Source organism: Acinetobacter sp. ANC 4910, from assembly GCF_004331035.1.
Taxonomy (GTDB): Bacteria; Pseudomonadota; Gammaproteobacteria; order Pseudomonadales; family Moraxellaceae; genus Acinetobacter.
The window spans coordinates 45,118-71,922 of sequence record NZ_SJNT01000013.1; the positions used below are offsets into that span (position 1 = coordinate 45,118).

26 protein-coding genes and 1 riboswitch are annotated in these 26,805 nt (G+C 40.0%); of the genes, 18 read left to right on the forward strand and 8 right to left on the reverse strand.

What is annotated here, in order from left to right; genetic code table 11:
- The first annotated feature begins 118 nt into the window (after positions 1-118).
- Genes cydP through E0H82_RS13490 form a run of 5 tightly spaced genes read left to right on the forward strand, consistent with a single transcriptional unit; the run spans position 119 to position 3,460 of the window.
- The gene (cydP, locus tag E0H82_RS13470) at positions 119-310 is read left to right on the forward strand and encodes a cytochrome oxidase putative small subunit CydP (protein ID WP_016167794.1); all 192 of its coding nucleotides are present in this window, start codon (positions 119-121) and stop codon (positions 308-310) included.
- Positions 310-1,890, forward strand: coding sequence for a cytochrome ubiquinol oxidase subunit I (locus tag E0H82_RS13475; RefSeq protein ID WP_131265268.1), 1,581 nt, complete (start codon positions 310-312; stop codon positions 1,888-1,890). The genes cydP and E0H82_RS13475 overlap by 1 nt, the downstream gene beginning before the upstream one ends.
- On the forward strand, positions 1,887-3,032 hold the full coding sequence (cydB, locus tag E0H82_RS13480; RefSeq protein ID WP_131265269.1) for a cytochrome d ubiquinol oxidase subunit II: 1,146 nt from the start codon (positions 1,887-1,889) through the stop codon (positions 3,030-3,032). The genes E0H82_RS13475 and cydB overlap by 4 nt, the downstream gene beginning before the upstream one ends.
- Before the next feature lie 23 nt (positions 3,033-3,055).
- Complete coding sequence (gene cydX, locus E0H82_RS13485) at positions 3,056-3,157, forward strand: cytochrome bd-I oxidase subunit CydX (protein WP_002120988.1); 102 nt, start codon at positions 3,056-3,058, stop codon at positions 3,155-3,157.
- Between the two features lie 3 nt (positions 3,158-3,160).
- Positions 3,161-3,460, forward strand: coding sequence for a cyd operon YbgE family protein (locus E0H82_RS13490; protein WP_131265270.1), 300 nt, complete (start codon positions 3,161-3,163; stop codon positions 3,458-3,460).
- A gap of 41 nt (positions 3,461-3,501) precedes the next feature.
- Here the strand turns inward: E0H82_RS13490 and E0H82_RS13495 are convergent, their stop codons facing one another.
- The 3 genes from E0H82_RS13495 to prmB form a co-directional block, all read right to left on the reverse strand.
- Complete coding sequence (locus tag E0H82_RS13495) at positions 3,502-4,038, reverse strand: GNAT family N-acetyltransferase (protein ID WP_131265271.1); 537 nt, start codon at positions 4,036-4,038, stop codon at positions 3,502-3,504.
- Positions 4,039-4,196: 158 nt separating this feature from the next.
- Positions 4,197-5,291 carry a chorismate synthase gene (gene aroC / locus E0H82_RS13500; protein WP_131265272.1) on the reverse strand — a complete coding sequence of 365 codons (1,095 nt, stop codon included), beginning with the start codon at positions 5,289-5,291 and terminating at the stop codon, positions 4,197-4,199.
- 12 nt (positions 5,292-5,303) lie between these two features.
- A complete protein-coding gene (gene prmB, locus E0H82_RS13505) occupies positions 5,304-6,314 on the reverse strand; it encodes a 50S ribosomal protein L3 N(5)-glutamine methyltransferase (protein WP_131265273.1) in 1,011 nt (336 codons plus the stop codon).
- A gap of 282 nt (positions 6,315-6,596) precedes the next feature.
- Here prmB and E0H82_RS13510 point away from each other — a divergent pair, with 282 nt between their 5' ends.
- From E0H82_RS13510 to E0H82_RS13530, 5 genes are all read left to right on the forward strand, one after another.
- Positions 6,597-6,899 carry a hypothetical protein gene (locus tag E0H82_RS13510; RefSeq protein WP_131265274.1) on the forward strand — a complete coding sequence of 101 codons (303 nt, stop codon included), beginning with the start codon at positions 6,597-6,599 and terminating at the stop codon, positions 6,897-6,899.
- Positions 6,900-7,046: 147 nt separating this feature from the next.
- Positions 7,047-8,420 (forward strand): ABC1 kinase family protein, encoded by a 1,374-nt coding sequence (locus tag E0H82_RS13515; RefSeq protein ID WP_131265275.1) that lies wholly within the window; start codon positions 7,047-7,049, stop codon positions 8,418-8,420.
- Positions 8,421-8,652: 232 nt separating this feature from the next.
- Complete coding sequence (locus tag E0H82_RS13520) at positions 8,653-9,939, forward strand: acyl-CoA dehydrogenase family protein (RefSeq protein WP_171458295.1); 1,287 nt, start codon at positions 8,653-8,655, stop codon at positions 9,937-9,939.
- A gap of 22 nt (positions 9,940-9,961) precedes the next feature.
- On the forward strand, positions 9,962-11,161 hold the full coding sequence (locus tag E0H82_RS13525; protein ID WP_131265277.1) for an acyl-CoA dehydrogenase family protein: 1,200 nt from the start codon (positions 9,962-9,964) through the stop codon (positions 11,159-11,161).
- 81 nt (positions 11,162-11,242) lie between these two features.
- On the forward strand, positions 11,243-11,728 hold the full coding sequence (locus E0H82_RS13530; protein ID WP_131265278.1) for a GNAT family N-acetyltransferase: 486 nt from the start codon (positions 11,243-11,245) through the stop codon (positions 11,726-11,728).
- Between the two features lie 75 nt (positions 11,729-11,803).
- On the opposite strand, the gene E0H82_RS13535 is transcribed toward E0H82_RS13530, so the two are convergent.
- Positions 11,804-13,021: an alkane 1-monooxygenase gene (locus E0H82_RS13535; protein ID WP_131265279.1), complete on the reverse strand. Its 1,218-nt coding sequence runs from the start codon at positions 13,019-13,021 to the stop codon at positions 11,804-11,806.
- 187 nt (positions 13,022-13,208) lie between these two features.
- Between E0H82_RS13535 and E0H82_RS13540 the strand changes: the two genes are divergently transcribed.
- Positions 13,209-14,132, forward strand: a complete 924-nt coding sequence (locus tag E0H82_RS13540) for an AraC family transcriptional regulator (protein ID WP_131265280.1) — start codon at positions 13,209-13,211, stop codon at positions 14,130-14,132.
- Positions 14,133-14,149: 17 nt separating this feature from the next.
- Here the strand turns inward: E0H82_RS13540 and lpxB are convergent, their stop codons facing one another.
- Positions 14,150-15,319, reverse strand: a complete 1,170-nt coding sequence (gene lpxB, locus E0H82_RS13545) for a lipid-A-disaccharide synthase (RefSeq protein ID WP_131265281.1) — start codon at positions 15,317-15,319, stop codon at positions 14,150-14,152.
- A 221-nt stretch (positions 15,320-15,540) separates the two neighbouring features.
- Between lpxB and E0H82_RS13550 the strand changes: the two genes are divergently transcribed.
- From E0H82_RS13550 to E0H82_RS13580, 6 genes are all read left to right on the forward strand, one after another.
- Complete coding sequence (locus E0H82_RS13550; protein WP_131265282.1) at positions 15,541-17,640, forward strand: TonB-dependent siderophore receptor; 2,100 nt, start codon at positions 15,541-15,543, stop codon at positions 17,638-17,640.
- A 360-nt stretch (positions 17,641-18,000) separates the two neighbouring features.
- On the forward strand, positions 18,001-19,557 hold the full coding sequence (locus E0H82_RS13560) for a PepSY-associated TM helix domain-containing protein (protein WP_131265284.1): 1,557 nt from the start codon (positions 18,001-18,003) through the stop codon (positions 19,555-19,557).
- Positions 19,554-19,844 carry a DUF1634 domain-containing protein gene (locus tag E0H82_RS13565; protein WP_131265285.1) on the forward strand — a complete coding sequence of 97 codons (291 nt, stop codon included), beginning with the start codon at positions 19,554-19,556 and terminating at the stop codon, positions 19,842-19,844. Before E0H82_RS13560 ends, E0H82_RS13565 begins: the two co-directional genes overlap by 4 nt.
- Positions 19,845-19,982: 138 nt before the next feature.
- Positions 19,983-20,873, forward strand: a complete 891-nt coding sequence (locus tag E0H82_RS13570) for a sulfite exporter TauE/SafE family protein (RefSeq protein WP_131265286.1) — start codon at positions 19,983-19,985, stop codon at positions 20,871-20,873.
- 125 nt (positions 20,874-20,998) lie between these two features.
- Positions 20,999-22,090 (forward strand): 3-deoxy-7-phosphoheptulonate synthase, encoded by a 1,092-nt coding sequence (locus E0H82_RS13575; RefSeq protein ID WP_131265287.1) that lies wholly within the window; start codon positions 20,999-21,001, stop codon positions 22,088-22,090.
- Between the two features lie 61 nt (positions 22,091-22,151).
- Positions 22,152-22,676, forward strand: coding sequence for a protein tyrosine phosphatase family protein (locus E0H82_RS13580; RefSeq protein ID WP_131265288.1), 525 nt, complete (start codon positions 22,152-22,154; stop codon positions 22,674-22,676).
- On the opposite strand, the gene ispF is transcribed toward E0H82_RS13580, so the two are convergent.
- Positions 22,664-23,155, reverse strand: coding sequence for a 2-C-methyl-D-erythritol 2,4-cyclodiphosphate synthase (gene ispF, locus E0H82_RS13585; protein ID WP_131265289.1), 492 nt, complete (start codon positions 23,153-23,155; stop codon positions 22,664-22,666). The two genes, E0H82_RS13580 and ispF, sit on opposite strands and share 13 nt — an antisense overlap.
- 101 nt (positions 23,156-23,256) lie before the next feature.
- Here ispF and E0H82_RS13590 point away from each other — a divergent pair, with 101 nt between their 5' ends.
- A complete protein-coding gene (locus E0H82_RS13590; RefSeq protein WP_131265290.1) occupies positions 23,257-23,907 on the forward strand; it encodes a hypothetical protein in 651 nt (216 codons plus the stop codon).
- Positions 23,908-23,972: 65 nt separating this feature from the next.
- Here the strand turns inward: E0H82_RS13590 and E0H82_RS13595 are convergent, their stop codons facing one another.
- Together E0H82_RS13595 and rodA are read right to left on the reverse strand one after the other, a co-directional pair.
- Positions 23,973-25,217 carry a D-amino acid dehydrogenase gene (locus E0H82_RS13595; RefSeq protein ID WP_131265291.1) on the reverse strand — a complete coding sequence of 415 codons (1,245 nt, stop codon included), beginning with the start codon at positions 25,215-25,217 and terminating at the stop codon, positions 23,973-23,975.
- A gap of 142 nt (positions 25,218-25,359) precedes the next feature.
- Positions 25,360-25,449, reverse strand: a riboswitch (glycine riboswitch).
- 204 nt (positions 25,450-25,653) lie between these two features.
- Positions 25,654-26,790 (reverse strand): rod shape-determining protein RodA, encoded by a 1,137-nt coding sequence (gene rodA / locus E0H82_RS13600; protein WP_131265292.1) that lies wholly within the window; start codon positions 26,788-26,790, stop codon positions 25,654-25,656.
- Positions 26,791-26,805: the final 15 nt, after the last annotated feature.

Consider the following 26,805-nt stretch of genomic DNA (forward strand, 5'->3'; position numbering starts at 1 on the left):
CAAGCTATTGATTTTAAATAAAATAATAATATATTTTTATTTTAAGTGTATTTCCTATTTATTTTTTGTATGAAATTGTTTAATAATACCAATTATGTTTCAAAACAGGCTTATTCCTATGAGCTTAGTTCCAAAAGATTTTAATCAACGCCTAGTCCGTGAAATAACAATCATATTAATAATTAAGGTTGTTATCTTACTCACGATTAAACACATCTGGTTTGATGCACCGACTATTCCCAAAAACTTTGACAATCAAGTTGCTGAGCGTATTGCTGGCAGTCCATCCCAAATCAAGGAGACACGTTGATGATTTCTGAAAGCGTGGTCGATCTTTCGCGGTTCCAATTTGCAATGACCGCGATGTATCACTTTATTTTTGTTCCACTTACTATTGGTATGGCTTTTATTCTTGCCATTATGGAAACGACTTATGTCATTTCTGGCAAAGAAATTTATAAAGACATGACCAAATTCTGGGGAAAACTCTTCGGGATTAACTTCGCACTCGGGGTAACAACAGGTTTAACAATGGAATTCCAGTTTGGTACAAACTGGGCTTACTACTCACATTATGTCGGCGACATTTTTGGCGCACCATTGGCAATTGAAGGCCTAATGGCTTTCTTCTTAGAATCTACCTTTATTGGCTTGTTCTTCTTTGGTTGGGATCGACTTTCCAAAGTCCAGCATTTAGGTGTGACGTGGTTGGTTGCTCTGGGTTCCAATATGTCCGCCCTGTGGATTCTTGTTGCCAACGGCTGGATGCAAAACCCTGTTGGTTCTAAATTTAACTACGAAACCATGCGTATGGAGTTGGTCGATTTTGGGGCATTAATTTTCAACCCAGTCGCGCAGGTTAAGTTCGTACATACTGTTTCGGCAGGTTATGTAACTGGCTCAATCTTTGTATTGGCAATTTCAAGTTATTACCTGCTTAAAAAGCGCGATGTTCCATTTGCTCGTCGTTCTTTTGCAATCGCAGCAATCTTCGGCTTGGCATCAACACTCTCAGTAATTCTACTCGGGGATGAATCTGGATATGAGTTAGGTGATGTTCAGAAAACTAAACTCGCTGCTATTGAAGCTGAATGGGATACACACCCTGCACCTGCGCCATTTACACTGTTTGGTATTCCAAATAAAGAAACCATGACCACGGACTATGCAATTAAAGTTCCGTATCTTATGGGTCTCATTGCAACACGTTCGACAACTAAAGAAGTCACAGGCATTAAAGACTTACTAGTTCAACATGAAAATCGTATTCGTAATGGTATGGTTGCATATTCTCAACTAGAAAAGCTTCGTGCAGGCGACACATCTCCTGAACTTATAGCTGCTTTCGAACACTCTCAAAAAGATTTAGGCTACGGTCTACTTTTGAAAAAATATACACCAAATGTAGTGGATGCATCTGAAGATCAAATCAAATCTGCTGCAAAAGACACGATTCCACACGTACCAAGCTTATTCTGGGCATTCCGTGCCATGGTTGTGTCTGGTTTCCTTATGCTGTTGTTGTTTGCGCTAGCAACCTTTGCTGTAGCAAAACGCAATGCAGAAAACAAACCATGGTTACTGAAGTTCGCACTTTTCGCTCTACCTCTACCATGGGTTGCTGCACAAACAGGCTGGTATGTTGCAGAAGTGGGTCGTCAACCATGGACAATTGGTGAAGTACTACCTACACATTTATCAGCATCTAGTTTAAGCACTGGTGATGTATGGGGTTCTATCGCTGCTTTGGCTGCGTTCTATACTGTACTTTTGATTATTGAAATGTATTTAATGATCAAATTCTCACGCCTTGGTCCAAGTTCGCTTCATACTGGTAAATACCATTTTGAAAAACTTGAAGCAGCTCGCAATAAGGAGACTCAAGCATGATCGAATATGAATTACTCAAAATTATCTGGTGGGTTCTGGTCGGTGTCCTTCTTATTGGCTTTGCCCTCACCGATGGCTTCGACATGGGCTCTATGGCAATCATGCCATTTGTAGGTAAAACAGACGAAGAACGCCGTGCAGCCATCAACACGATCGCTCCGCACTGGGATGGCAATCAGGTTTGGTTTATTACCGCAGGCGGGGCTTTATTCGCTGCATGGCCAATGGTATATGCAACAGCCTTCTCAGGCATGTATTGGGCATTATTACTAGTTTTATTTGCCTTATTTCTGCGACCAGTTGGCTTTGATTACCGATCTAAACTGCAAAATACAAAATGGCGTACGTCATGGGATTGGGGTTTAGCAATTGGTGGTGCTGTGCCTGCTCTGGTCTTTGGTGTGGCATTTGGCAACATGTTCTTAGGTGTACCATTTAGCTTGGACGACACAGTTCGCTCAACCTATACAGGTAGCTTTTTTGCCCTACTTAACCCATTTGCTTTAGTCTGTGGCTTAGTCAGCTTGTCTATGCTGTGTGCACATGGTGGTGCATGGCTCATGCTCCGTACCGATGGTGATTTGCGTAAACGTTCAGCGCAAGCAACCAAACTCATGGGCATCGTTTATCTCATTTGTTTCTTAGGTGCTGGTGCTTGGTTGTACTTTGGTGGAATCGAAGGCTATACCTTAGTGACTCCATTTGACACCAATGGTGCGGCTAATCCATTGGCGAAAGAAGTCTTAACCAATGCCAATCATGGCTGGATGAACAACTACTCGACTTATCCTATCACCATGCTTGCACCTATCGCAGGGATATTAGGTGGTTTAATTGTGGTGCTTGCAGCAAGCAAAAACAAAGCGGGCTTTAGCTTCTTAGGTTCAAGTTTAGCGGTCGTGGGTGCAATTTTAACTGCAGGTTTCGCTTTGTTCCCATTCTTAATGCCATCAAGTATTCAACCCGTTGCAAGCTTGACCATGTGGGATGCGGTTTCAAGTAAAACTACGTTAACCGTTATGACAGTTGCAGCATGTATCTTTGTACCACTCATTTTGTGCTACACCACTTGGTGTTACTACAAAATGTGGGGCGTTATTACCAAGAAACATATTCAAGAAAATTCACATAGCCTTTACTAAGGCAATGCTTAGGAGAATAAATTATGTGGTATTTTGCATGGATTCTCGGTATTTTGATGGCATGCTTTGCTGGTGTACTCAGTGCCCTATATATCGAACATCATCAAGATTTAGATGAGGAATAAAACATGACTGAAGTAGCAATGACAACAGAACAGCCGAAAAAACCCAATAAGTTTATAATGGCGGTGTCCTTTTTGTTGGCATTGCCTCTCGCAGCAGTCCTGTTAATTCATCCAAGTGCAATGCTCGATGCTAATGGTGAATATAGCCATCGCGCCATGATGTTTATCATGATTGGCATTTCAGGTGGTTTCATTTACGGCGTAGGATTTATCCCCCGCTTTTGGCTCTGGAAGTGGCTATTTAGCCCTCTTATTGCTTGGCCCCTCATGTTATGGGGATATTACACTTGGTTTCTCGCCTAATTTTAAAGCCTTCTTCATGAGGGCTTTTTTAATATCATTATTTATTTAATATTCTTGAGCATTTGCTGTAACTCAATATGCCTTAATGGCTGACCTACATTTGCGTCAAGAGGATAAGATATTTTAAGGTCAGTGGGTCTGTAGCCACGACGCTGATAATAGGCCAGCAATTCGGTGCGTATATCCAATACAAACATCACATATACATCAAGATTGGGTTGAATCAACAGTGCCTGTGCTTCTGCAAAAGACAATACTGTTTTACCAATTCCTGTGTTTTGAAAGATCGGATCTACACAAAAAGTTCCAATTTCGACTTCATTGTGATTAAAAGTTAAACCAATACAAGCAACTATTGATAAGGTAGATAAATCATTGTCGATTTCGGCAACATATAAATGGAAATTCTGATCTGCTAAAGCCTGTTGCAATTGTTGTTCATCAATTCTCGACCCTGAAACAAGCTTGGCTTCATTGGTCCAGCTTCGAGCAGTATCGTGACGATATGCACGATTAATTAAATACAGCAATTGTTCCACATCTTTTAATTCTGCTTTACGAAATTTTAATGGCTGCATAAAGTCTACCCTTGAATACTTATTTAAAATTAAGGTGTAAAAATTAACTCAAACCTAGTGATTGAGTGTTTCTTATGAATTTATAATGACATCAATGCTTAGGCTATTTTAAATTAAGCTATAAAAAACCAGTTCAAGCGAACTGGTTTTTGTGCAAATTATTTAGGTTCAATCGGTGCAAATGGCGCAACAACATCAGCATTCTGTGCACGATGACGCATGAAATGATCCATCAGCACAATCGCAAACATTGCTTCTGCAATTGGTGTAGCGCGCACACCAACACATGGATCATGGCGGCCTTTTGTAAGGACATCTGTGTTTTCACGATCGATATTAATCGTTTTACCTGCTGTGGTAATACTTGCAGTTGGTTTTAATGCAATTGCAACACGAATGGTTTGACCACTCGAAATGCCACCAAGAATCCCACCAGCATGATTTGCCAAAAAGCCATTTGTGGTTAATTCGTCACGTGTTTCGTGCCCAAACTGTTCCGCTACAGCAAAACCATCGCCAATTTCGACCCCTTTTACGGCGTTAATTGACATCATCGCATGGGCAATATCTGCATCTAAACGATCAAATACTGGCTCACCCCAACCCACAGGAACATTTTCAGCCAAAATTTCTAATTTTGCACCACAGCTTGTGCCTTGCTCGCGTAAAGAAGTCACTAGGGCTTCAAAACGTGACACTGCATCGACATCGCCACAGAAAAATGGATTATTTGGAACTTCATTCCAATCTAACTTTTCTGCTTTTTCGGTACCAATTTGGGTGACATGACCACGGATTAAAATTCCGAATTTTTCTGCAAGGTATTTCTTCGCAATAGCTCCCGCAGCAACACGCATCGCTGTTTCACGCGCACTTGAACGACCACCACCACGATAATCACGGAATCCGTACTTTTGCGTGTAAGTGTAGTCAGCATGCCCAGGTCGGAAAGTTTGTGCAATATTGCCATAATCCTTAGATTTTTGATCTGTATTGCGAATTAATAAACCAATTGGTGTACCTGTGGTTTTACCTTCAAAAACCCCTGAAATAATTTCAACTTCATCAGGTTCTTTACGTTGCGTGGCAAATTTCGAGGTTCCCGGTTTACGACGATCTAAATCTTTTTGTAAATCTTCGGCAGAAAGCTCAAGCCCTGGTGGAACGCCATCCACAATTGCCATCAAGCCTACACCATGAGATTCACCACAGGTCGTTACACGGAAGAGTTGTCCAATACTATTACCTGCCATGTTCACAACTCCTTATGCTTGAACAGATTGAATGAATAAATCACGGAATTGGCGACATTGTGCAGCAGTTAAAGCAAAGATGCCTGAACCACCTTTTTGGAATTTTAACCAATGGAAATCAATAGTATTGAAATTCTGTTTCATTGCCCATTCAGAATTACCAACTTCAATGACAATCAAACCATTTTCAGTTAAGTAATCCGCAGCTTGCGCCAACATTTTACGCACTAAATCCAGACCATCTTGTCCAGCAGCCAAAGCCAACTCTGGTTCATGGCGGAATTCATCAGGTAAATCTGCCATATCTTCCGCATCCACATACGGTGGGTTCGATACAATCAAGTCATACTGATTTTCGGCAGGAACTTTCGCAAACAAATCTGACTCTAATAGCGCAACTTGATACTGCTTGTCGTGATGTTCGGCATTAATTGAAGCAACTTCTAATGCTTCTTTTGAAATATCGGTTGCATCTACTTCCGAATCTGGAAATGCATAAGCCAAAGCAATGGCGATACAACCTGAACCAGTACACATATCTAAAATGCGTTGCGGTGTTTTAGGCTGAGTATTGACTGGAAGATTATTGTCCGCTGCACGCATTTCACCGTTTTCATCTAAACAGTAAGGTGCAAAACGGTTTTCAATGAGTTCAGCAATTGGCGAACGCGGAATAAGTACACGCTCATCCACATAAAATGGCTTATTAAAGAAATAAGCCAAATTCAATAGATATGAAGTGGGTACTTTTTCATTAATACGGCGTTCAAGTAACTGTAGAAATTCTGCTTTTTCACTTGCTAATAATTTTGCATCCAAAATTTGTGAATCGGCATTCCAATCCAAAGATAAGGTTTGTAATACCAACGCTGAACTTTCAGCGAAAAAGTCTTCTGTACCTTGACCTAAGTGTGCATCGTATTGACGTAATGCTGTTACCCCAAAACGGATAAAATCACGAATAGTGGTAAGGGTTTCAGCGGCTTCCTGTAAATGTTCAGGGCTAATAGTCGGTCGATCCACTTAAGGCGTCTCCAAAGTTCAGAATCATAAAAACGGCTTATGATACCTTGTTTTGCCTGATTTTATAATGCTTAACTGCGTTTCTTCTCTATTTCATTCCATTTTTCAATCACCTGTAATTTTATTCAGAACCAGCTTTTATCGAACGATCTCAGGCATTGTATTTTATAGGTTTGCATCTTAATAAACAGATACAAAACTTTCACCATTCTCGCCAAAAGTAACTTGAATTAGGGACTTTCGAGACTTATATATAGCTCACTATTTACTCCTTTTCTTGATATGAGCTATAAACACAACAATCTTATGGCAATGCGCCAAAACTATTGGAACAACGAGTCTTCAGATGTTCTTTCTGAAAAATTATTTTTAATGCAGCAATTGTCCGAACATCAGGTTTTTAATAGCCCAACTTTAGATGATGCAAAATATTTATTTTTTAGCTTACCGAGTATCGTAATTGTTAAAGGCTATGCACATGGTTTTACTCACATTAGCGTACAAAACATGATTACGACCTATATTCAAAGCCATAAGGTACAACTCTCGAACAAAGAATCACTAAAAATAAAATTTCATATGTAAACAGAACGCCCTGATTCTCTATAAACTTAGATGCAGTTCCAAAAAAACCGTGTCATTCAGCAAGTTGAACTTTTTTAATACGTGAAGACGCGTTAATATCAGTTACAATTAACTTTTCTGTGAATTGCTGATTAAGGATTGCATTGAATGTCAGATCAGAATGATAAGCTCAAACAACTTAAAACCTCCTCTATGGATCGTCGCTTATCTATTGCAAAAGCATCCTTACTGGCGGGAACACGTTGGGCGGCATCCAATGCGACATCAATGTTCTCAAGCGAAGCTGAAAAAGAAAAAAAACGTAAACAAGCCATGAGAGAACAGGCTAACTATTTAGTGGCTGAAATTGGCAAGCTAAAAGGTTCAATTGTAAAAATTGGACAAATGATGGCGCTATATGGCGAACATTTCTTGCCAGAAGAAATTACTCAAGCGTTAAATACCCTAAATAACCAAACCGTTGCACTGGCTTGGCCTGCAATTAAGCAGCATTTAGAGCAACAACTGGGTGATAAAATTCATGAACTGACCATTGATCATGAGCCACTGGGTACAGCGTCATTGGCGCAAGTTCATCGTGCAACACGTAAATCGGACGGATTAGAACTGGTACTGAAAATTCAATATCCAGGTGTTGCTGATGCAATTGATTCCGATATGAGTTTGTTTAAAAACATGCTCAAATTGACGCGCATGGTTCCGCAAACCCGTGAATTTGATCAGTGGTTTGATGAAGTGCGCGAAATGATGCATCGTGAAGTAAGTTATGATATTGAGGCTGCAACCACCAGACGCTTTGCTGAACGCCTGAAAGATGATCCTCGTTATATCGTGCCAGAAATTGTTGATGAATTTTGTACCAATCAGATTCTATGCATGACGTTTGAACGTGGTGTGCCCATTAACAGCCCTGTGATGCTTTCCTTGCCGCAAGATCGTCGTAATCTTTTAGGTGAAGCTTCTTTAGAAATTGCTGTGCGCGAAATTTTCGAATGGGGTGAAATGCAAACCGATCCTAATTTTGGCAACTACTTGGTTCGCTTGGGAGATGGAGATCAACAACCTGATCAAATTGTCTTACTCGACTTTGGTGCCATTCGTCAGTTCGATCAGCACCTGCTCAATGTTGCTCGCAATCTTATTCATGCAGGTTATCTGCATGATCCGCAAGCCATGGTGACTGCCATGACTGGCTATGATTTCTTTGACTCAATTCCGCAAAGTATTAAACCCGATATGGCGAAGGTTTTCTTATTGGCAACCGAAGCATTTAGCTGTCCTGCGAATAATAAAGATTTACCTGCTGGCGTTATGGATGAACATTACCGCTACGACTGGAAGAAGAGCCTGTTACATAGCCGTGTCATGCAGCAAGCATCTAAGTCGATGGCTTCACGTTATTTCAGTGTTCCACCGAAAGAATTTATGTTTATTAGTCGTAAATTTATCGGTGCATATACTTTTATGACTGTGATTGATGCCAAAACCAATGTCCGCGACATGATTAAATCTTTTATTTAATTTGTTCAGACTAGAATGGCAACTTTGTCATTCTAGTCAATACATTCCCTATTACCACAATTTAACTAAAAATATTAATAATATAAATCAGTGTCTTAAATCCAAATACCCTATTAGTTTACCGTTTATCTTTGACAATTGAGTATGTCAACAATGACATGGTTTTTTGTATAGCGTCATGTCAGCATAAAAATAGCAATAATGCTCATATGGAACGAAAATAATGACAAATATGGTCAATAAGGCACAAGGATTAGGTTTATCGCTCATTACAAAAATTGCTGGAAGCGACGTTCTGGATCAACTTAAGCTCAGAAAATTTTTAGAAAAATCATTATATCAAGGCTCTAAAACTAGTTTTAAGGCACTGAGTAAAACACAAAAAGTTTTTAACAGTGCGGAACATCATCCTAAGCAGCGCCTACCTAGTCAGCAAAAATCTCTGTTCGATTTAAGTTTAACCACAGAACAGCAAATGACCTGTGATGCCATGAGTCAGTTTGCGACTGAAGTCCTCTACCCGCTTGCCCATCAAGCCGATCATCAAGAGCAGTTCCCTCCGCAACTCTGGGCGCACATTGATGAATTGGGTTTAAATTATTATGCATTACCTGAATCCTTTGGTGGTGTTGCCACTGAAAAAGACATCATCAGTCATATCTTAATTGCAGAACATTTAGCCAAAGGCGATTTCAGCCTAACCGCAGGCATGCTCTCAACGTTTAGTGTGATTAATGCCATAACACAATGGGGTTCCGAACAGATACAAGACCGTTATTTATCTGCATTTGCTGAAGATAGTGAAGTCAGAGCCAGCTTTGCTGTCCAAGAAAATACGCCTGCATTCAATCCAATGCAGCTTAAAACCAAAGCTCTCAACAATGGTGGTCAATTTTATTTAAGTGGTGAAAAAACACTGGTAATGTTAGGTGAAACTGCCGATGTATTGATTGTAAGTGCTGAATTTCAAGGTCGACCAGATGTATTTGTGGTCAAACGCGATGCTTCTATTCGTGCTCAGAAAAATCCCGCAATGGGCTTAAAAGCTACGGAAACCATGACTTTACAATTTAATCAAACCCCTGCCGAACGCTTAGGCGACGATGACTTTGATTACACCGCTTTTATAGATCAAGGAAATCTCATGTGGTGTGCCATGGCTGTAGGCACTTGTGAAGCAGTAAAACAATACTGTATTCGCTATGCCAATGAACGAACCGCCTTTGGTGAACCGATTTCTCATCGTCAAAGTGTGGCTTTTATGATTGCGGATATGGCGATTGAAATTGATGCCATGCGTATGTTGGTGTTGAATGCGGCAAGTTTGGCAGAAGCAGGTAACCCTTATCATCGTGAAGCGTATCTTGCTCGTTTACTCTGTGCAGAAAAAACAATGAAAATAGGCACAGACGGCGTGCAAATTTTGGGTGGACATGGCTTCACCAAAGAACATCCTGTAGAGCGTTGGTATCGTGATTTACGTGCTACGGCCATCTTACATTCAGGTTTACACGCTTAAAATAATAATCAGGACAATAGCCATGAACTTACAAAACCCTAAAAAATTTAAAATCTTGCTCGATCAAGCCCATGAAGTTGCATTAAATGTGTTGCGCCCAATTTCACGAAAATACGACAAAGCCGAACATGCCTACCCAAAAGAACTGGATATGCTTGCATCCTTACTCGATGGCATGAATGACGGTGGTGAAGGTATAAACGCTGGAGCTGCGGTAGGAAAACGCGGTTCACAAGACGACAGCAATAAAAACGGCGTCAATATGTCTACAGCATTAGGCATTATCGAAATGTGTTATGGCGATACGGGACTGTTACTGTCTATGCCACGTCAGGGACTTGGCAATTCAGCGATTGCTGCCGTTGCGAACGATGAACAATTGGAACGCTTTAAAGGCACATGGGCGGCAATGGCAATCACCGAGCCAAATTGTGGTTCTGACTCTGCGGCTATTCGAACCACAGCCACCAAAGATGGTGACGACTATATCTTAAATGGTGAAAAAATCTTTGTGACTTCAGGCGAACGTGCCGATTCTGTTGTGGTCTGGGCGACGCTGGATAAAAAACTTGGTCGTGCTGCCATCAAATCTTTTGTAGTCGCAAAAGGTACAGCAGGTATGACAGTTGAACGACTGGAACACAAACTCGGAATTAAAGCATCTGATACTGCCGTGATTCGTTTTGACCAATGTCGTGTCCCTGCGGAAAACTTACTCGGGAATGCCGAAATTGATGTTGCAAAAGGCTTTGCTGGGGTGATGGAAACTTTTGATAACACGCGTCCTTTGGTCGCTGCGATGGCTATTGGATGTGCCAAAGCCTCTTTAGAACGCATCAAAGAAATTTTTCAGGATCAACTTGATTCAAACTATGCTACCCCTTATTTGCAATGTTCCAACCTAGCAGCCCAGATTTATAAAATGGAAGCAGAATGGGAAGCCGCACGTCTACTCATGTTAAAAGCAACGTGGATGGCAGACAATAAAAAACCAAACTCTAAAGAGGCTTCTATCGCAAAAGCCAAAGCAGGTCGTGTGGGCAATGACATTACATTAAAGTGTGTGGAACTTGCAGCTTCTGTCGGTTATAGCGAAACAGAGCTTTTAGAGAAATGGGCACGTGATTCTAAAATCTTAGACATTTTTGAAGGTACGCAGCAAATCCAGCAATTGATTATTGCACGGCGTGAACTGGGTAAAAGTTCAAGTGAGTTAAAGTAAGTACTATTCGCTTAAAAATGCCCTCACAAATGATGGATTATTTGCTATAACAATCCATCATTTAAATACTTTGCTTAGCCAATGTTTCAAATTCGTACGCTCCAAGAACAAGATAATCCTGCAATTGCCCACATTATTCGTGAAGTGTCCAAAGAGTTTGGCCTTGCACCTGAATCTGGCTTTGCTGTTGCAGACCCTATTTTAGACAATTTATATCAAGTTTATAGTCAGCCCAATGCACAGTATTGGGTAATTGAAAATGCACAAGGTCAAATTTTAGGTGGTGGTGGACTTTCGCCGCTTAGTGGTGATCATGAAACGCTTGAAATTCAAAAAATGTACTTTTTACCTGAAATTCGTGGTTTAGGTTTTGCCAAACAAATCTTAGAACAATGTTTCAAATTTGCTTTGGCACGAGGCTATCGTTCCTGTTATTTGGAAACAACCAAATCTTTATGGCAAGCTGTCAAACTTTATGAAAAGTTGGGCTTTCAACACCTATCAGCACCCAAAGGTCATACGGGCCATAGCCATGCCTGTGAAATCTGGATGGAAAAAACACTTTAAAATACGCACAAAAATGACATCAATCCCACTGAATTGATGTCATTGCTTGCTCAATTTTGAATGATGTATAAATCATTATGAGTTCAGTAATTTATCTATTACACCAAATTTCTTAAAAATCTTCGCTCTACGCTTAGGGTGAATATTGGCTTTATTTAAGTCACCGCCATAATGTTTAAATACGCGCTTATCCATCATTTTGAACCATAATGGCGGGATCATCGCAGGTAAAAGCATACTCGCATAGCCACTTGGCAGCTCTGGTGCTTCATCGAAGTGTCGCAGAGCTTGGAATGGTCGTGTTGGATAAGCATGATGATCTGAATGACGTTGCAATTGATATAGGAACAAATTAGTCACAATGTTATTGTTATTCCAACTATGCTCAGGCATGGTTCGCTCATATTTGCCATTTTCATCTTTCTGGCGCAACAAACCATAGTGTTCAATATAGTTAATAATTTCAAACAAGCTAATGCCATATAAAGATTGTGTGATTAAATATGGCGTAATACCTGCACCAAACATTTTAATCATGCTGGCATGAAATGTGGCACTCATTCCCCAGCCTTGTAACAGCTCATTATCCTTAGACCAAAACGTCTTGCCTTTACGCTTCAAACGATTACTTTCAATTTCAATTGCAGATTTAAATGAGCCAATCACAGTTCTAGGTAAAAATTCATAAAAAGTTTCGCCCATACGCGAGGATGCAGGGTCTTCTGGTGTTGCCGCACGTTTATGATGCCCATACGGATGCTCAATGCGAAAATGGTTATAGCCTGTCGGGACCAAGGCCAAATGTGACAGAATATGATCCAAACGATCCGACTTATGGCTTAATTCATGGGCTGTATTGATTGCAATACCGTTAATTGCTCCCATAGAAACACCGAGTAAAATTTTATCCAATAAAGACGTCTCTTTACGTCCCACTAAATAACACGCATAAACATTGGCTGCATACTGAAGTGGAATAAAAGTTTTTACCAAACGCGCATAATAAGGATCTTGTTCTAGTAATTTCACATCTTCAGTAGTCGGGTTATTTTGATCTTTACCAATGAATGCATCAATTGTAGGAATAATGACATGAAGCAATAAGGGGCCACCTAAAGCAAATGCCTTTTTTAATGGACGTGGTGCAAACTGATAGCCTGCTAAAATTCCCATACCAATCACAGGTAAAGCGGGACTGATTGCCCATAAATAACGTTTTTTATCTAAAGCCATCCCCGCTTTGACTGGAAGCAAAATCGAATCCTGTTCTGTTACTTTGACTGTTGCATTCATTTGCAAACCTTTCCTTCTTTTCTTGTTATGTATATATTTTCTTAATTCGTCCTCAAGCTACAGTAGTAACCGTCCATAAAAACTATGTAATCGTCTTTGGCTTAATTTGATAAACAATGACCTACAAACACATATGACAAACTGCTCATCGTTGTATATTTCCGCAGATAAGAAAGAATGAAAAGACATGGATGCACTAAGTAAAATTTTTGATGATATTCATCTGAACAAATCAGAATACCTTTATTTGAAAGCTCAAGGAGACTGGTGTTTTCAATATCAAGATCAGAGTGCCATGGTCGCTTATGTTATGGTTGCAGGTCATGCCTTCATTCAATTAGATGCAAGCACGCAAGTTCAAGCCCGTGCGGGCGATTTAATTTTAATCCCTTCTGGTCGCAGTCATACTGCCTTTAATACGCCAAACCTTTTGGTCGATACATTAAATATTACTCATCGTTTCGATGAAACTGGTGAAAAAAGTATTGAATTTGGCTCTGGCGACGGAAAGCAAACCGTGATTTTGGCAATTCGCTGTCATATGGACAGTATTATGGCGCGACCTCTGCTGAATGCCTTACCTCAATCCATTCATTTACACCAAATGAATGGACAAACGATTCCTGAATGGCTACAGATTGGCTTGCAGTTTTTAGCGGTAGAAACGCTACAAGTGCAACCTGGTCGTGACAAAATTCTAGATCACCTGGTGAGTATTTTTTTTATTGAATGTGTTCGCGACTACATTTTGCAGTTGAGTGATCGCAACAACTGGTTAACTGCACTCTCTCATCCTGAATTATCCAATGCCTTAGCAGCCATTCATGGACAACCGCAACGCGCTTGGACGGTAGAAACTCTCGCAGAACAATGCTGTATGTCCCGTTCCAAATTTGCCCAATTATTTAGTCAGATTATTGGTGAAACGCCACTCGCGTATTTGCAGCAACATCGGCTACGCATTGCATCACAATACCTAAGACAAGGACAATACACGATTCAGCAAATTGCCCACTTGGTGGGCTATGCTTCCGAAACAGCGTTCAGTCAAACCTTTAAAAAGCAGTTTGATCTCACACCTACTCAATATCGCCAACAATTTATGCAATAGCCCAAATACTGCGTACGTTACAGCAAACTTAAAATGGCTTGTACGGGATCTTCACTATTGCCCGAAAGTAGCTGTTTATGCATGGTAATGTGCTGCATAACCTGAATTTGCGCCACTTCAATATTCATCAGTTTTTCGATTTCATGCGCTAAGTTTTCTGGTGTTGCGTCGTTCTGAATCAATTCCTGAATCACTTTTTTCCCTGCAATAATATTTGGCAAAGAATAATAAGGAATCTTAATCAACAATTTCGCAATAAAATAAGTCAAAGAATTGAGCTTATAAAAAGTCACCATCGGACGATGTAACAGCATAGCCTCTAAAGTTGCGGTACCTGAAGCCAGAGCCACAATATTGGCAGCGTTCATCACCTGACGACCAATTTTAGATTCTGTGTCTGTATTTTCCAATAAATGCACTTTGGCGCGGAAAGCATCAGAATAATGTTGCAGTAAATGTTCAATTTGCTGTTTACGTGCATCATTAATCGCTGGAATCAAAAATTCGTAGTCTGGATATTTTTGGCTCAGAATTTCCCCTGCTTTGAGTACCAATGGACCTAAGCGTTCGACTTCACCACGGCGACTGCCTGGTAATAATGCAATATGCTTTTGATTCGTTGCTAAACCGAGTTCTTGCTTTGCTTCGATCAAATCATTTTTTAAAGGTAATTCACTCGCTAAGGGATGACCAACAAAGGCAGCAGACACATCAAATTTTTTAAAGAATGCTTTTTCGAATGGGAATAAGCACAGCACCAAATCAATATTTGCCTTAATTCCATGTGCACGCCCTTGTCGCCATGCCCAAACAGAAGGACTTACATATTGAACAGTTTTAATCGGCAATTGCTTTTGCTTCAAACTTTTCGATAAGCGCAAATTAAAATCAGGCGCATCAATACCAATAAATATATCGACAGGATTTTTAGACCATTTTTCGACAAGCCCATCCCGCACGGCAAATAACTTTTTGATATCTTTTAAGACCTCAACAATCCCCATGACCGATAAAATATCCATCGGGTAGTCACTTTGAAAGCCTTCCGCGATCATTTGAGGACCGCCAATTCCTTCAAACTCAGCATCAATTCCTTGCTCACGAAAACTGCGGATTAATTTAGCACCCAAGGTGTCTCCAGAAACTTCACCTACAACAATGCCAATTTTTAGTTTTTTGTTGTTCAAGACTTTATGCTCTGTTCAAAGTTAAACGTCTAAATATTCTAGCATAGCTATAACTTTTGAAAAATTTCAACAATATGCCAAAACAGCACTACCTACCTATTTATAAATCTAATTTAGCTATGAGATTATTTTTTTAATCAATATTTACAATAGTTACACAATTGAACACCACCAATAGTAACAATAGAATTAATGATAATTATTTGCATTAATGTTCATCCATGTCTAAATCCCCTACGCTGTTTAAATATTCCTTACTAGCTCTCACGATTGCACATATCAATCTTAGTTTTGCTGAAGATGATGTTACAACCCTGTCTACTATACAGTTACAAGCAAATTCATCGGAAAATCAAAGCTCTGAACAGAGCAAAGCATATACAGTTAAAAAAAGCAGCAGTGCAACCAAACTGAATATTGACACTCAGGAAACACCTCAGACTGTAAATGTGGTGACACGTCAGCAAATGGATGACTTTAACCTGACTTCAACGCGAGATATTTTAAACAATACTCCTGGTGTAACGGTGACTGGTCTGGAAACCAATCGCACAACTTATACAGCACGCGGTTTTGATATTTCAAATATATTGGTTGATGGCATTGGTATTCCGCAGGTGGATAGCTACAACTACAACAATAGTGATGTCGACAGCTATTTCTACGACCGTATTGAAGTGGTCAAAGGTGCAGATGCCCTCACCAATGCATTAGGTGACCCAGGTGCGACGATTAACTACATTCGTAAACGTCCAACCCAAGAATTCCAAGCCAATGCAGGAATTAGCTATGGTTCATGGGATGTTCAACGCTATGAAGCCGATATTTCAGGGGCACTGACACAAGATGGGCGTCTGCGTGGGCGTTTAGTTGGCTATGAAAAAACGGGCAATTCATATTTAGACCATTATTCGGAAGAAAAGAATGGTTTTCAGGGGATTCTTGAGGCAGACCTTACCGATTCTACAGTAGCTTCTGCGGGCTATTCTAAAACACGCCAGTATGCCAATGGCTCTCAATGGGGTGCATTACCTTTAGTCAATTCTAAAGGTGAAGCTTTAAGTTATTCACGTAGCTATAACTATGCACCATCGTGGACATACTACGACTGGGAAATTGACAACTATTTCGCCAATATCGAACAACAGCTTGCTGGTGATTGGAAATTAAAGTTTGGCTATAACCTTAAAGAATCTGAAGTTCGTGACAAAATGCTCTATTTAAGTGGATCGCCTTCTGCCACGGACAATACTTCTGGCATTTATCTCTACCCTGAGATTTACAACCAGAAATTCAAAGAAACTACGGCAAATGCTGATATTCAAGGGACTTTCCCATTGTTTGGTCAGCATCACGAAGCCAATATTGGCTATAACTGGTCAAAATATACCGCGCAAAGTGTTTATTCTTATGGAAGCAGTTTAGGCACCTATACGACAGATCAGGCAAGCTGGTCACCTGAAGAACCATCATGGGGCGAGTTCTACACCGCTGCGCCAGAAGAACGGGTAATGAAATCGGTTTACACCGCTACCCGCTTACATCTAAATGATGATTTAAAACTGCTTCTAGGAGCAAACTACACTGAAATTGACACGCTTGAATACAAGGAAAATAAAGTTTCACCTTATGCGGGTTTAACCTATAACTTCACACCTGAATATACAGGGTATATGAGCTATACCTCGATCTTTAGACCACAAACCGTAATCGATCTAGCCACTCAAAAAACCGCTGTTCCTGTAGAGGGCGAAAGCTATGAAATCGGGGTTAAAAGTTCATGGCTAAATGGAACGCTCACAGGTAATCTTGCTGTGTTTAGAACCGATGAAGATAATTTTGCGCTCAATCCACTGTGGGATGCCGCATATAACAAGTATTCTTCAGATATTGGTACAGTTCGTTCTCAAGGTGTAGAAGTTGGATTATCGGGTAAAGTCACCGACAATCTTGATCTGGTATTTGGCTTTTCAACCTTCAGCCTAAAAAACATGGAATCAGGTGAAAAAGCACGTGTCAATATTCCAACCCAAACCATCAATGCTTTAGCTTCTTATACTGTTCCGCATATTCCTAAACTGAAACTAGGTGCAAGTGTAAAATGGCAAGATGATATTCAAGACACCTCTTATGCATCTGTTACACAGGATGCTTATGCCTTATTCAATTTAATGGCAAGTTATGAAGTAAATAAAAATCTATTAGTGCAAGTAAATGGTAATAACCTAACCAATGAAAAATACCTCACGGGTCTTTATGGCGGTCAAGGTTATTACGGGGCTTCTGCAAATTACACAGTTGCTTTAAAATTTAAGTATTAATGAACCCGCCAAGTCTGAAGCATCAGGCTTGGCTTTTTTTGTAGTTCAATAGCGATTCATTTTATGAGTAAAGCACAATCTATTTCTCTGACCTACCGTTTTCAAGTGCTGTATCGTTTTGTTATCGCCTTCATACTCGGTTTTATTTGTAGTGCTTTACTCAGTTTAGCCTTAACCCATCTGTTTCATCTAAGTTTACCCAAAGCAGAATCCATCTTTTTGGCGGCGTTCATTAGCCTTATTTTTTATGTTTTTTTTGTGATGACCTGTTTCTGCATTCGATCACTGAAGAAGCTCACGCTCGTGAGTACAGCATCCTGTGCTGTTCTTTTTTTATTATTTTTTGCAATGGGCTAATTCATGCAGAAAGGTATTCGACAATCAATGGCATGGTTACATTCTTGGACAGGGTTACTGCTAGGATGGGTCATATTCGTCATATTTCTGATGGGCACGGCGTCGTATTATCGTCATGAAATTAACTTATGGATGCAGCCACAACTGGCAAAATATGAAATTCAACAGCAAACAGCCATTCTCTCTGCAACAGACTATTTACAAACGCATGCACCCGATGCGAAATCATGGTTTATTGGTATCGCAACTGCCGAATCACCCGTCAATAACATTTATTGGCAAAAAGCAGATGGCAGCTATGAAAGAAAAACTTTAGATGCCAACACTGGAAAAGAACTAAGCCTTTCAGCCACAGAAGGCGGCGACTTTTTCTATCACTTCCATTATCAACTTTTTGGTCTGCCCGTTGATATCGGACGGCTCGCAGTTTCTATCGCTGCTTTTATTATGCTGATTGCCCTAATTTCAGGCATTATGACCCATAAAAAGATTTTCACAGATTTCTTTACTCTTCGAACCTTTAAATCGCAGCGTTCTTGGCTTGATTTTCATAATGTATCCTCCGTGATTGCACTGCCTTTTTTCTTGATGATTACTTTTACAGGTTTGGCAATTTTCTTTTATCTGTATCTTCCTTGGGGTATGAAAGCGCTTTATCCTGAAAATCCATATCAGTATTTTACTGAAATCCGCACCAATGTCGTGACACAAAACACCTTAATAACACCTCAGGCTAATTTGCCAATGTCCGAATTACTGCAAAAAGTAGAACAGCATTGGGGCAAGCAAGCATTACGTTCAATCTCAGTACAAAATCCAAATACTAATCAAGCTTTGTACATATTTACACAACTCCAAGAGCATAGTATTACGGGCAATCAACCGCAAATTACCTTACGTGGGCACGATGCTATTACTACAGCCGCAACACGTAATAATAGTGCTGTTGCTAGTTTAAGTTTTGGCGTGTACGGCTTACACATGGCTACCTTTGCTCAGCCCTTATTACGTCTGGCTTTCTTTTTTTCAGGGCTGCTCGGGTGTTGTATGATTGCGTCAGGGCTCTTGTTATGGAGTTTAAAACGACAACTTCAAAATAAAACTCAGCAGTTCCACTGGGGGCATTATCTTGTTGACCGACTAAATGTCGCAACTTTTGTGGGTTTACCCCTCGCCATGATGGGGTATTTCTATACCAATCGTTTGGTCTACTTGACTGCTGACATGCCCAACTATGAAATCTATAGTTTCTTTACTCTCTGGGGCTTGAGTCTAGCGGCAGCACTTTTCACCCCAAAACAATGGCTGTGGCGTTCTCAACTGATGTGCTTAATTGTTTTGGCGGCATGTTTATCCATGTTCGACCTATTTTATTTGGTTCAGCATCAATATATCCATAGTCTTGTGAGCTATTGGACTTTCTTTCGGGTAGATCTATTTTTTATTTTACTCGCTGTTTTAGCCTATTTTATTCTTAAAAATATTCATCCAATCCAAACCACAGCTAAGCAAAAAATCATCAAAAAACTTTCTTTGGCACAACAGGAAAATGCATCATGATGATTATATTGAGTTTGATATTTATCCTTTTAGGACTTTGGATCTTACACTTACTTAGCAGCAAGCAAATTGCGAAAACCAAGCAATCTTCGTTGCCTATTTTGACGCAATTTCCTTTGATGAGTCGATGTGTGGCATATCTTCTATTTTTTAGTGCTGCTGTTGTTTTAATCGACCATTACGGAATATCAATTGGTTTTATTAGTTGGTGGATCTTTGCCAGCCCAGTAGCCTTTATTTTAATAATGTATATCAATGATTTAAAAAAGAAGCCTACAAAAAACTAAATTTGGTATTTGCATCATTTCATACAACGCTAAAGATGGCTTTAGCGTTTTTTTGCATAAGTAAATCACTTATCAAGACAAACACTTATCTCAAAAAGTCATAACATATGCATGGTTTATCATATTTGGCTTCTATACATGTTTGGTTCTCTTGAATATATTCTTGCAGGCGTTTTGGTTGGGTTTTGTGTAGGTATTACCGGTGTAGGTGGTGGTTCTTTAATGACCCCTATCCTCATTAGCCTGTTTAAAATTGAGCCACACATCGCCATCGGAACCGACTTATTGTATGCATCGATTTCGAAATTCTGTGGCTCGATGGTTCATGCCAAGAAAATGAATATTGTCTGGCCCATCGTGATTTGGCTTGCTGTCGGCAGCCTTCCAGCATCTTTTGCTACACATTGGGTACTCGACAATTATTTAAGTCAGTCTACACACTATAAAGCTGTGCTGACCATGGTTTTAGGTTTTATGTTGACCTTAACTGGGGTATCTATCATCTTCCGTGGGCATATTGAACGTTTCTTCAATAAATTCCGTAAAGATGCACAATTGGACATGACCGAAGACTTGGAAAAAGTAAATTTTCAAGCCAAAGATAAACGGGCTTACATCATTCTCATGGGTGTAATACTTGGTATATTTGTGACCTTATCCTCTGTGGGTGCAGGTGCATTTGGTATTATGGCACTGGTTATTATGTTCCCCAATTTACCGATGATTCGTATCATTGGTTCAGATGTGGTACATGCTGTCCTACTTACCCTTGTGGCTGGTCTTGGTCACATGAGCTCAGGTAATGTCGATTTCGCACTTTTAGGCTGGTTATTGGTTGGCTCAATTCCTGCGATTATTATCGGTACACTGATCAGTTCTCGATTGCCAGAAAAAATTATTCGTAAAATTTTAGGTATTACGCTTTTTGCGTTAGGTGTGAATTTTATAATTCATCCTGTAAAAGCAAAACCTGTTCAAAAACCAACCACTGCAATGGTTTATACTGTGGAAAAATCACACAGCGTTTAAACTATCTATTGGGATAATCTGTTTTTTTCACGGTTTTATTAGTCTTTTGTATAGCAAAAGGCTAATTAAATCGTGTTATATTCAATCAACTAAAAAACTCTTGTATGATCGATCTAGTGACAGCAATGAATACACAACAGCCAACCCCTATTACTCAATCAGACATTGACGACTTAAATGTGAAAAGCATTCAGCCTTTAGTAACTCCAGCAGAACTAAAAAAAGAATTGCCATTAACAGGAAATGCATATCAAACCGTACTTAAAGGTCGCGACACCATTCGCAATATTTTAGATGGTAAAGATAAGCGTCTTTTTGTCGTAATTGGTCCTTGTTCTATTCATGATACAGTTGCTGCACATGATTATGCGGATCGCCTAAAAGTACTCAGCGAAAAAGTTAAAGATACACTTTATATCGTAATGCGCGTGTATTTCGAAAAACCGCGTACCACTGTAGGTTGGAAAGGCTTAATTAACGATCCAGATATGAATGACTCTTTCAATATTGAGAAAGGTTTGCGTATTGGTCGTCAATTGCTGTTGGAATTAAATGAAAAAGGGTTGCCTTGTGCCACTGAAGCACTCGATCCAAACTCACCACAGTATTATCAAGATTTAATTTCTTGGTCTGCTATTGGTGCACGTACAACTGAAAGCCAAACCCACCGTGAAATGTCTTCAGGACTTTCATCTCCTGTTGGCTTCAAAAATGGTACAGATGGTGGTTTAACTGTTGCAACTAATGCGATGCAATCGGTTAAACATGGGCATAGCTTCCTAGGTTTAAATGAACTTGGTCAAGTTTCTGTGATTCGCACCAGCGGTAACCCATATGCACACGTGGTATTACGTGGCGGTAATGGCAAACCGAACTATGATGCAGGTTCTGTAGCAGAAGCTGAAAATGCATTAGCGAAAGCCAAGGTCAGCACCAAAATTATGATTGATACCAGTCATGCCAACTCAAACAAAGACCCGTTCTTGCAACCACTTGTTCTAAAAAATATTACTGAACAAATTTTGGATGGGAACAAATCCATTGTCGGCATTATGGTTGAAAGTCACTTAAAAGGTGGTCGTCAAGATATCCCTGAAAACCTATGTGATTTAGAATACGGTAAGTCAGTCACAGATGGCTGTATTGACTGGGATACAACAGAAAAAGTATTGCTAGAAATGCACAATGCTTTGAAAGATGTACTACCAAATCGCTAAGCATCCAAGCGCCATCCCCAAGGATGGCGTTTTGTTTTACTGCCAATGAAAAGTCACCGTTATGAATCAACTTGAAAACGCTTTAAGTCACATTGACCATTTCCAGTTTGTGCATGAACATTTATTTAGTTCTGGGCAACCGACAGTTGAACAGTTAAAACACATCAAAGAATATGGCATCACAACTGTTATTAATCTTGCTTTAAATGATGCAGAAAACCATCTTCTGAATGAAGACCGTATTTGCTTAGAGCTCGGACTCAATTACATTCATATTCCTATTCTTTGGGACACACCTTCTGATGAGCAATGCCTCTTAGTTTTAGACATGTTGGATCATCTGATTCAAGAGCAGATGGTTTGGGTTCATTGCGCCCACAACCTTCGTGTGAGCAGCCTAATCTATCTTTACCGTCAATATTATATGGATATGGATATCGCCAGCGCTCAAGATTTATTACATGCCGTTTGGGAACCAAATGAGACGTGGACAGGACTGATTCATGCTGTAGCCCTACAACTCCAAGGGCGTAAAGCTACTAAAGATCTACAACAGTCACTGATGGGTGCAGGTCATTTTGCTTGATGGCTAATCAAAACTGTAGCAGTTGCCAAAATACCTTCTTGACGACCAGTAAAACCAAGCTTTTCTGTGGTTGTTGCTTTAATACTAATTTGAGTAACATCCACATCTAACACGTCTGCGACAGATTGACGCATCTCTAAATTGTACTTCGCTAACTTTGGACGCTCACAAGCTACCGTCATATCCGCATTATTCAAAACATAGCCACGATCTAAAATGAGCTGATAGACATGTTTTAACAGCACTCGACTGTCTGCCCCTTTAAACTCAGGGTCTGTATCTGGAAAATGTTGTCCAATATCGCCCAGTGCAAGTGCACCCAATAATGCATCGCAGAGTGCATGCAGTACAACATCACCATCGGAATGTGCTTTTAAACCATGTGTATGCGGAATTTTAACGCCAGCCAAAGTAACAAATTCGCCTTCATCAAAAGCGTGTACATCCATTCCTTGACCAATTCGAATATTTGCGACCATTCAGTTACGCTCCCTCAGAAATAAATGTTTGAAATCTTGTATTCAGTGTTTCGACTTCGTTATAGTTACACTAGCACAGTGTTGTGAAAGTATAAGTCATCATGTTGTTGAATACAGACATTAAATTCCTTAAAACTATAGCATCTTTCATTGGTATTGGTTGTATGTACACTAGCCTGACTTACGCTCAGGAAATAGATTGTAGTAAAACTGATACTGCCGTAACAAAAACGATGTGTTCGAGCAGTTTCGAACAGCAACGGCAGAAACTCAAAAACCAATATCTCACTGCATTTTTAATCAGTGATGCACCCTTACGATTACTCGATGATACACATAGCGTATGGCTTAACCGTATACAACAATGCAAAACAGAATCATGTTTTACGCAGCAATTTGAGCTTCGCACTGATGATTTGAATTTTTATACCTCCTTGAATCAGAGTTTGACTCAACATTATTTAAAATTTGAAAAGGGTAAACTTGCACAACAACCCATTCACCTACAAGTTCATCAGCTTGGCAAAGACAGTATTAAAATTGAAGGGATTGCCTACCGTAATCCAAACAATAAAAAGGAAACTCAAACCATTCCTTTCTTGGCTTATACCACACCAGAGAAAAAGCAAAATATTGTCGATAATGAACATGACTGTAAATATCAATTTGATTATTACAAAGCCATTTTAACCGTTAAAACCCAGCAAAAAGGCTGTGAGCGATTTGCTGGTGTTTATCGTCTTTATGATTAAAGACAGTTTTAAAAAATAAAAAAAGCACAGATATGCGTCTGTGCTTTTAATGCAACATTACCGTATTAGGCTGGATAAGCCGATGCAATTTCTTGACTGATCATCACTGCTGTCGCAGCAGATAAAGTCCAACCTAAATGTCCATGCCCTGTGTTGTAAAATACACGGTCACGTCGTCCACGTCGAACGATTGGCATCATGTCTGGCATCATTGGACGTAAGCCCGCCCAAGGCACGACACTCTGAGTGGAAATATCAAAATTTTTATTCGCCCAATCAACCAAAGGTTGAATCCGATCGGAGCGAATATCACGATTATAACCATTAAACTCTGCAGTACCTGCAATTCTTAATCGGCTAGCACCTAAACGTGACGTGACAATTTTGGCACTTTCATCCAGCAAACTTACCCATGGTGCATGTTGTACGCTTTTCTCATCATCCAAGTTAATGGTAATTGAATAGCCTTTTACAGGATAAACATTCACTTTATCACCCAGTAAATGTGCCAATTGATAGCTACCCACACCACCACACACCAACACAGCATCGGCTTCAAAATATTCAGATGCCTGCTCTTCTGGGTGCATATTTTCAGTGCTGCCTTTACAAATGACTGTCACGCCTTTCTCATGATGTTGCACATTGGTGACATCTAAACCAAAGCGATATTTCACCCCATATTTTTCTGTTACTTTGGCAAGACCATTGGTAAATTTATGAATATCTCCTGTGGCATCACCTGGACAATAAAAACCACCATAATAGTCACCTGTTAAACTCGGCTCAATTTGCTTAATTTCTTCAGATGTCACTGCATAACGCTCTAGCCCACCTGTGCAAAGCAATTCGTTGACACGAGTTGCGACTTGGTAATCGGTTTGGTTGTGGTAAAAATGTAAAATGCCTCTTTTTTCTAAATCAAACTGAATCTGTTCCTGTTCCGCAATATCAAATAAGCGTTTACGCGCCATGAGTGCTAATCTCACCGTATCGCGGGTATTTTCTTCATAGTGTTTGATATTGCCCAAAAATTCGACCAGCCATGCATATTTATGCACATCAAACGATGGATTGAGCAACAAAGGTGCATCTTTGCGGGACATCCATTTAATGCCTTTCAACACAGTGGATTTTTGATTCCAGACTTCCGCATTGCATGCTGAAAGCTGACCACCATTGGCAAAAGAGGTTTCCATTGCAGGATAAAGATGTTTATCAATGACTGTCACATCATAGCCCAATTGTGATAATTCATAGGCTGAAGTTACCCCAGTAATTCCAGAGCCAATAACAATAATATGTGGCATAAAGCACTCCTACGAAATGCATGCATTCCTTGTGTTATGCCCCATCTGTCATTGGTACCTGAGAGCTTCGATCATATGCAACATATAACCATCCCCTTCGGTGAGTGCCTTTTTTATCTTTATGCACTTCTCTCCAGATTTTGAAATTATTACAGTCCTTCTGCCTGAGAGTTTCCGGGGTCGTTGCTCCTTCGGCGAGCACATAACTGTGCTTCTCTCCTGCAATAATTGCTTCTTATAATATGAGCAATATATATACCATTTGCGAGTGCTAAATATACAAATTTAGTAATTATTTATGCGAAAGTACTTAAGAAAATTTATTCCAATAAAATTCATATACTTAAAAAAATAATATTTGATTCTGTTTGATCTAAATGATGCAATAATATTGATTTCAATCTATAAAAAAAGCCCCAAATGGGGCTTACGCATTTTAACGGTGCGTATGAATGGACATCACAATCCCCATACCAGCAAGCAGAGCAATCACCGCCGTGCCACCATAACTCATTAAAGGCAATGGATCTCCTGTCACAGGAAGAATTCCACTAATCATGCCCGAGTTGAGAAATACAAAGAAGAAGAACGTTAAACCAATGGCACTTGCCAGCAAACGACCATAGTTATGAAAAGAGTTTAAACCAATCATCATGCAACGGAAAATAATGGCCGCATACAGTGCAAACAGAAAAATGACGCCAAAGAATCCAAACTCTTCCGAATAGGTCGATAAAATAAAGTCGGTATGGTGTTCGGGTAAATAGCCCAAATGCGACTGCGTTCCCTCCAAATAGCCCTTACCCATTAAGCCACCAGAACCAATCGCGATCTTAGACTGGATAATATTCCAACCCGCACCTAAGGCATCGGATTCTGGATCAAACAGGGTTAATACACGCTTCTTTTGATAAGCCTGCAATACATACATCCATAAAACAGGTGCAGCAACAGCCAATGCCGTAAGAGCTCCCAAAATGAGCCTCCAAGACATCCCACTCAAAAAGAGCACGAAAATTCCGGGAATAATTAAGCCAATAGATAAGTCAGGCTGTAAGGCAACCAACACAAAAGGGACAAACATAATCACTAATGCACCCAAAATATGTACGAGTTTGGGTGGAAAAGGTTTTCTTGAGAAATACCATGCCATCATAAGTGGCATAGCAAACTTCATAAACTCGCTGGGTTGCATACTGCCAATACCAGGTACAGTCAACCAACGTTTAGCCCCTAAGCGGGTATCACCTATAGCAAGCACCAAAACCAATAATACAATTGAAATCAGATAGAAATATGGACTGGTTGCCTGATAAACCTTCGGCGGAATTTGTGCACAAATGAACAATAGAATAAAGCCGACACCAAAACTTGTGGCCTGACGCAGTACCATCCCCATATCTTCAGCTGTGGCACTATAAACCGCCATTAAACCAATAATAGAATTTACGACCAATAATCCTAATAACCAAGGATCAAGATGTAAACGGTGCCATTTGGAGGAATCGTCTTTAATACTTCGACCATCACGTAAGGATTGGCGTAAGAAACGATACTGTTGAGAAGGTATCATCTGATGAGGCAATAC

What these genes read in the sequence shown, in the direction of transcription:
- cydP (WP_016167794.1), top strand. Translation starts at nt 119, where the DNA reads ATGAGCTTAGTTCCAAAAGATTTTAATCAACGCCTAGTCCGTGAAATA.
- E0H82_RS13475 (WP_131265268.1), top strand. Translation starts at nt 310, where the DNA reads ATGATTTCTGAAAGCGTGGTCGATCTTTCGCGGTTCCAATTTGCAATG.
- cydB (WP_131265269.1), top strand. Translation starts at nt 1,887, where the DNA reads ATGATCGAATATGAATTACTCAAAATTATCTGGTGGGTTCTGGTCGGT.
- cydX (WP_002120988.1), top strand. Translation starts at nt 3,056, where the DNA reads ATGTGGTATTTTGCATGGATTCTCGGTATTTTGATGGCATGCTTTGCT.
- E0H82_RS13490 (WP_131265270.1), top strand. Translation starts at nt 3,161, where the DNA reads ATGACTGAAGTAGCAATGACAACAGAACAGCCGAAAAAACCCAATAAG.
- E0H82_RS13495 (WP_131265271.1), bottom strand. Translation starts at nt 4,038, where the DNA reads ATGCAGCCATTAAAATTTCGTAAAGCAGAATTAAAAGATGTGGAACAA.
- aroC (WP_131265272.1), bottom strand. Translation starts at nt 5,291, where the DNA reads ATGGCAGGTAATAGTATTGGACAACTCTTCCGTGTAACGACCTGTGGT.
- E0H82_RS13510 (WP_131265274.1), top strand. Translation starts at nt 6,597, where the DNA reads ATGAGCTATAAACACAACAATCTTATGGCAATGCGCCAAAACTATTGG.
- E0H82_RS13515 (WP_131265275.1), top strand. Translation starts at nt 7,047, where the DNA reads ATGTCAGATCAGAATGATAAGCTCAAACAACTTAAAACCTCCTCTATG.
- E0H82_RS13520 (WP_171458295.1), top strand. Translation starts at nt 8,653, where the DNA reads ATGGTCAATAAGGCACAAGGATTAGGTTTATCGCTCATTACAAAAATT.
- E0H82_RS13525 (WP_131265277.1), top strand. Translation starts at nt 9,962, where the DNA reads ATGAACTTACAAAACCCTAAAAAATTTAAAATCTTGCTCGATCAAGCC.
- E0H82_RS13530 (WP_131265278.1), top strand. Translation starts at nt 11,243, where the DNA reads ATGTTTCAAATTCGTACGCTCCAAGAACAAGATAATCCTGCAATTGCC.
- E0H82_RS13535 (WP_131265279.1), bottom strand. Translation starts at nt 13,021, where the DNA reads ATGAATGCAACAGTCAAAGTAACAGAACAGGATTCGATTTTGCTTCCA.
- E0H82_RS13540 (WP_131265280.1), top strand. Translation starts at nt 13,209, where the DNA reads ATGGATGCACTAAGTAAAATTTTTGATGATATTCATCTGAACAAATCA.
- E0H82_RS13550 (WP_131265282.1), top strand. Translation starts at nt 15,541, where the DNA reads ATGTCTAAATCCCCTACGCTGTTTAAATATTCCTTACTAGCTCTCACG.
- E0H82_RS13560 (WP_131265284.1), top strand. Translation starts at nt 18,001, where the DNA reads ATGCAGAAAGGTATTCGACAATCAATGGCATGGTTACATTCTTGGACA.
- E0H82_RS13565 (WP_131265285.1), top strand. Translation starts at nt 19,554, where the DNA reads ATGATGATTATATTGAGTTTGATATTTATCCTTTTAGGACTTTGGATC.
- E0H82_RS13570 (WP_131265286.1), top strand. Translation starts at nt 19,983, where the DNA reads ATGTTTGGTTCTCTTGAATATATTCTTGCAGGCGTTTTGGTTGGGTTT.
- E0H82_RS13575 (WP_131265287.1), top strand. Translation starts at nt 20,999, where the DNA reads ATGAATACACAACAGCCAACCCCTATTACTCAATCAGACATTGACGAC.
- E0H82_RS13580 (WP_131265288.1), top strand. Translation starts at nt 22,152, where the DNA reads ATGAATCAACTTGAAAACGCTTTAAGTCACATTGACCATTTCCAGTTT.
- ispF (WP_131265289.1), bottom strand. Translation starts at nt 23,155, where the DNA reads ATGGTCGCAAATATTCGAATTGGTCAAGGAATGGATGTACACGCTTTT.
- E0H82_RS13590 (WP_131265290.1), top strand. Translation starts at nt 23,257, where the DNA reads ATGTTGTTGAATACAGACATTAAATTCCTTAAAACTATAGCATCTTTC.
- E0H82_RS13595 (WP_131265291.1), bottom strand. Translation starts at nt 25,217, where the DNA reads ATGCCACATATTATTGTTATTGGCTCTGGAATTACTGGGGTAACTTCA.
- rodA (WP_131265292.1), bottom strand. Translation starts at nt 26,790, where the DNA reads ATGATACCTTCTCAACAGTATCGTTTCTTACGCCAATCCTTACGTGAT.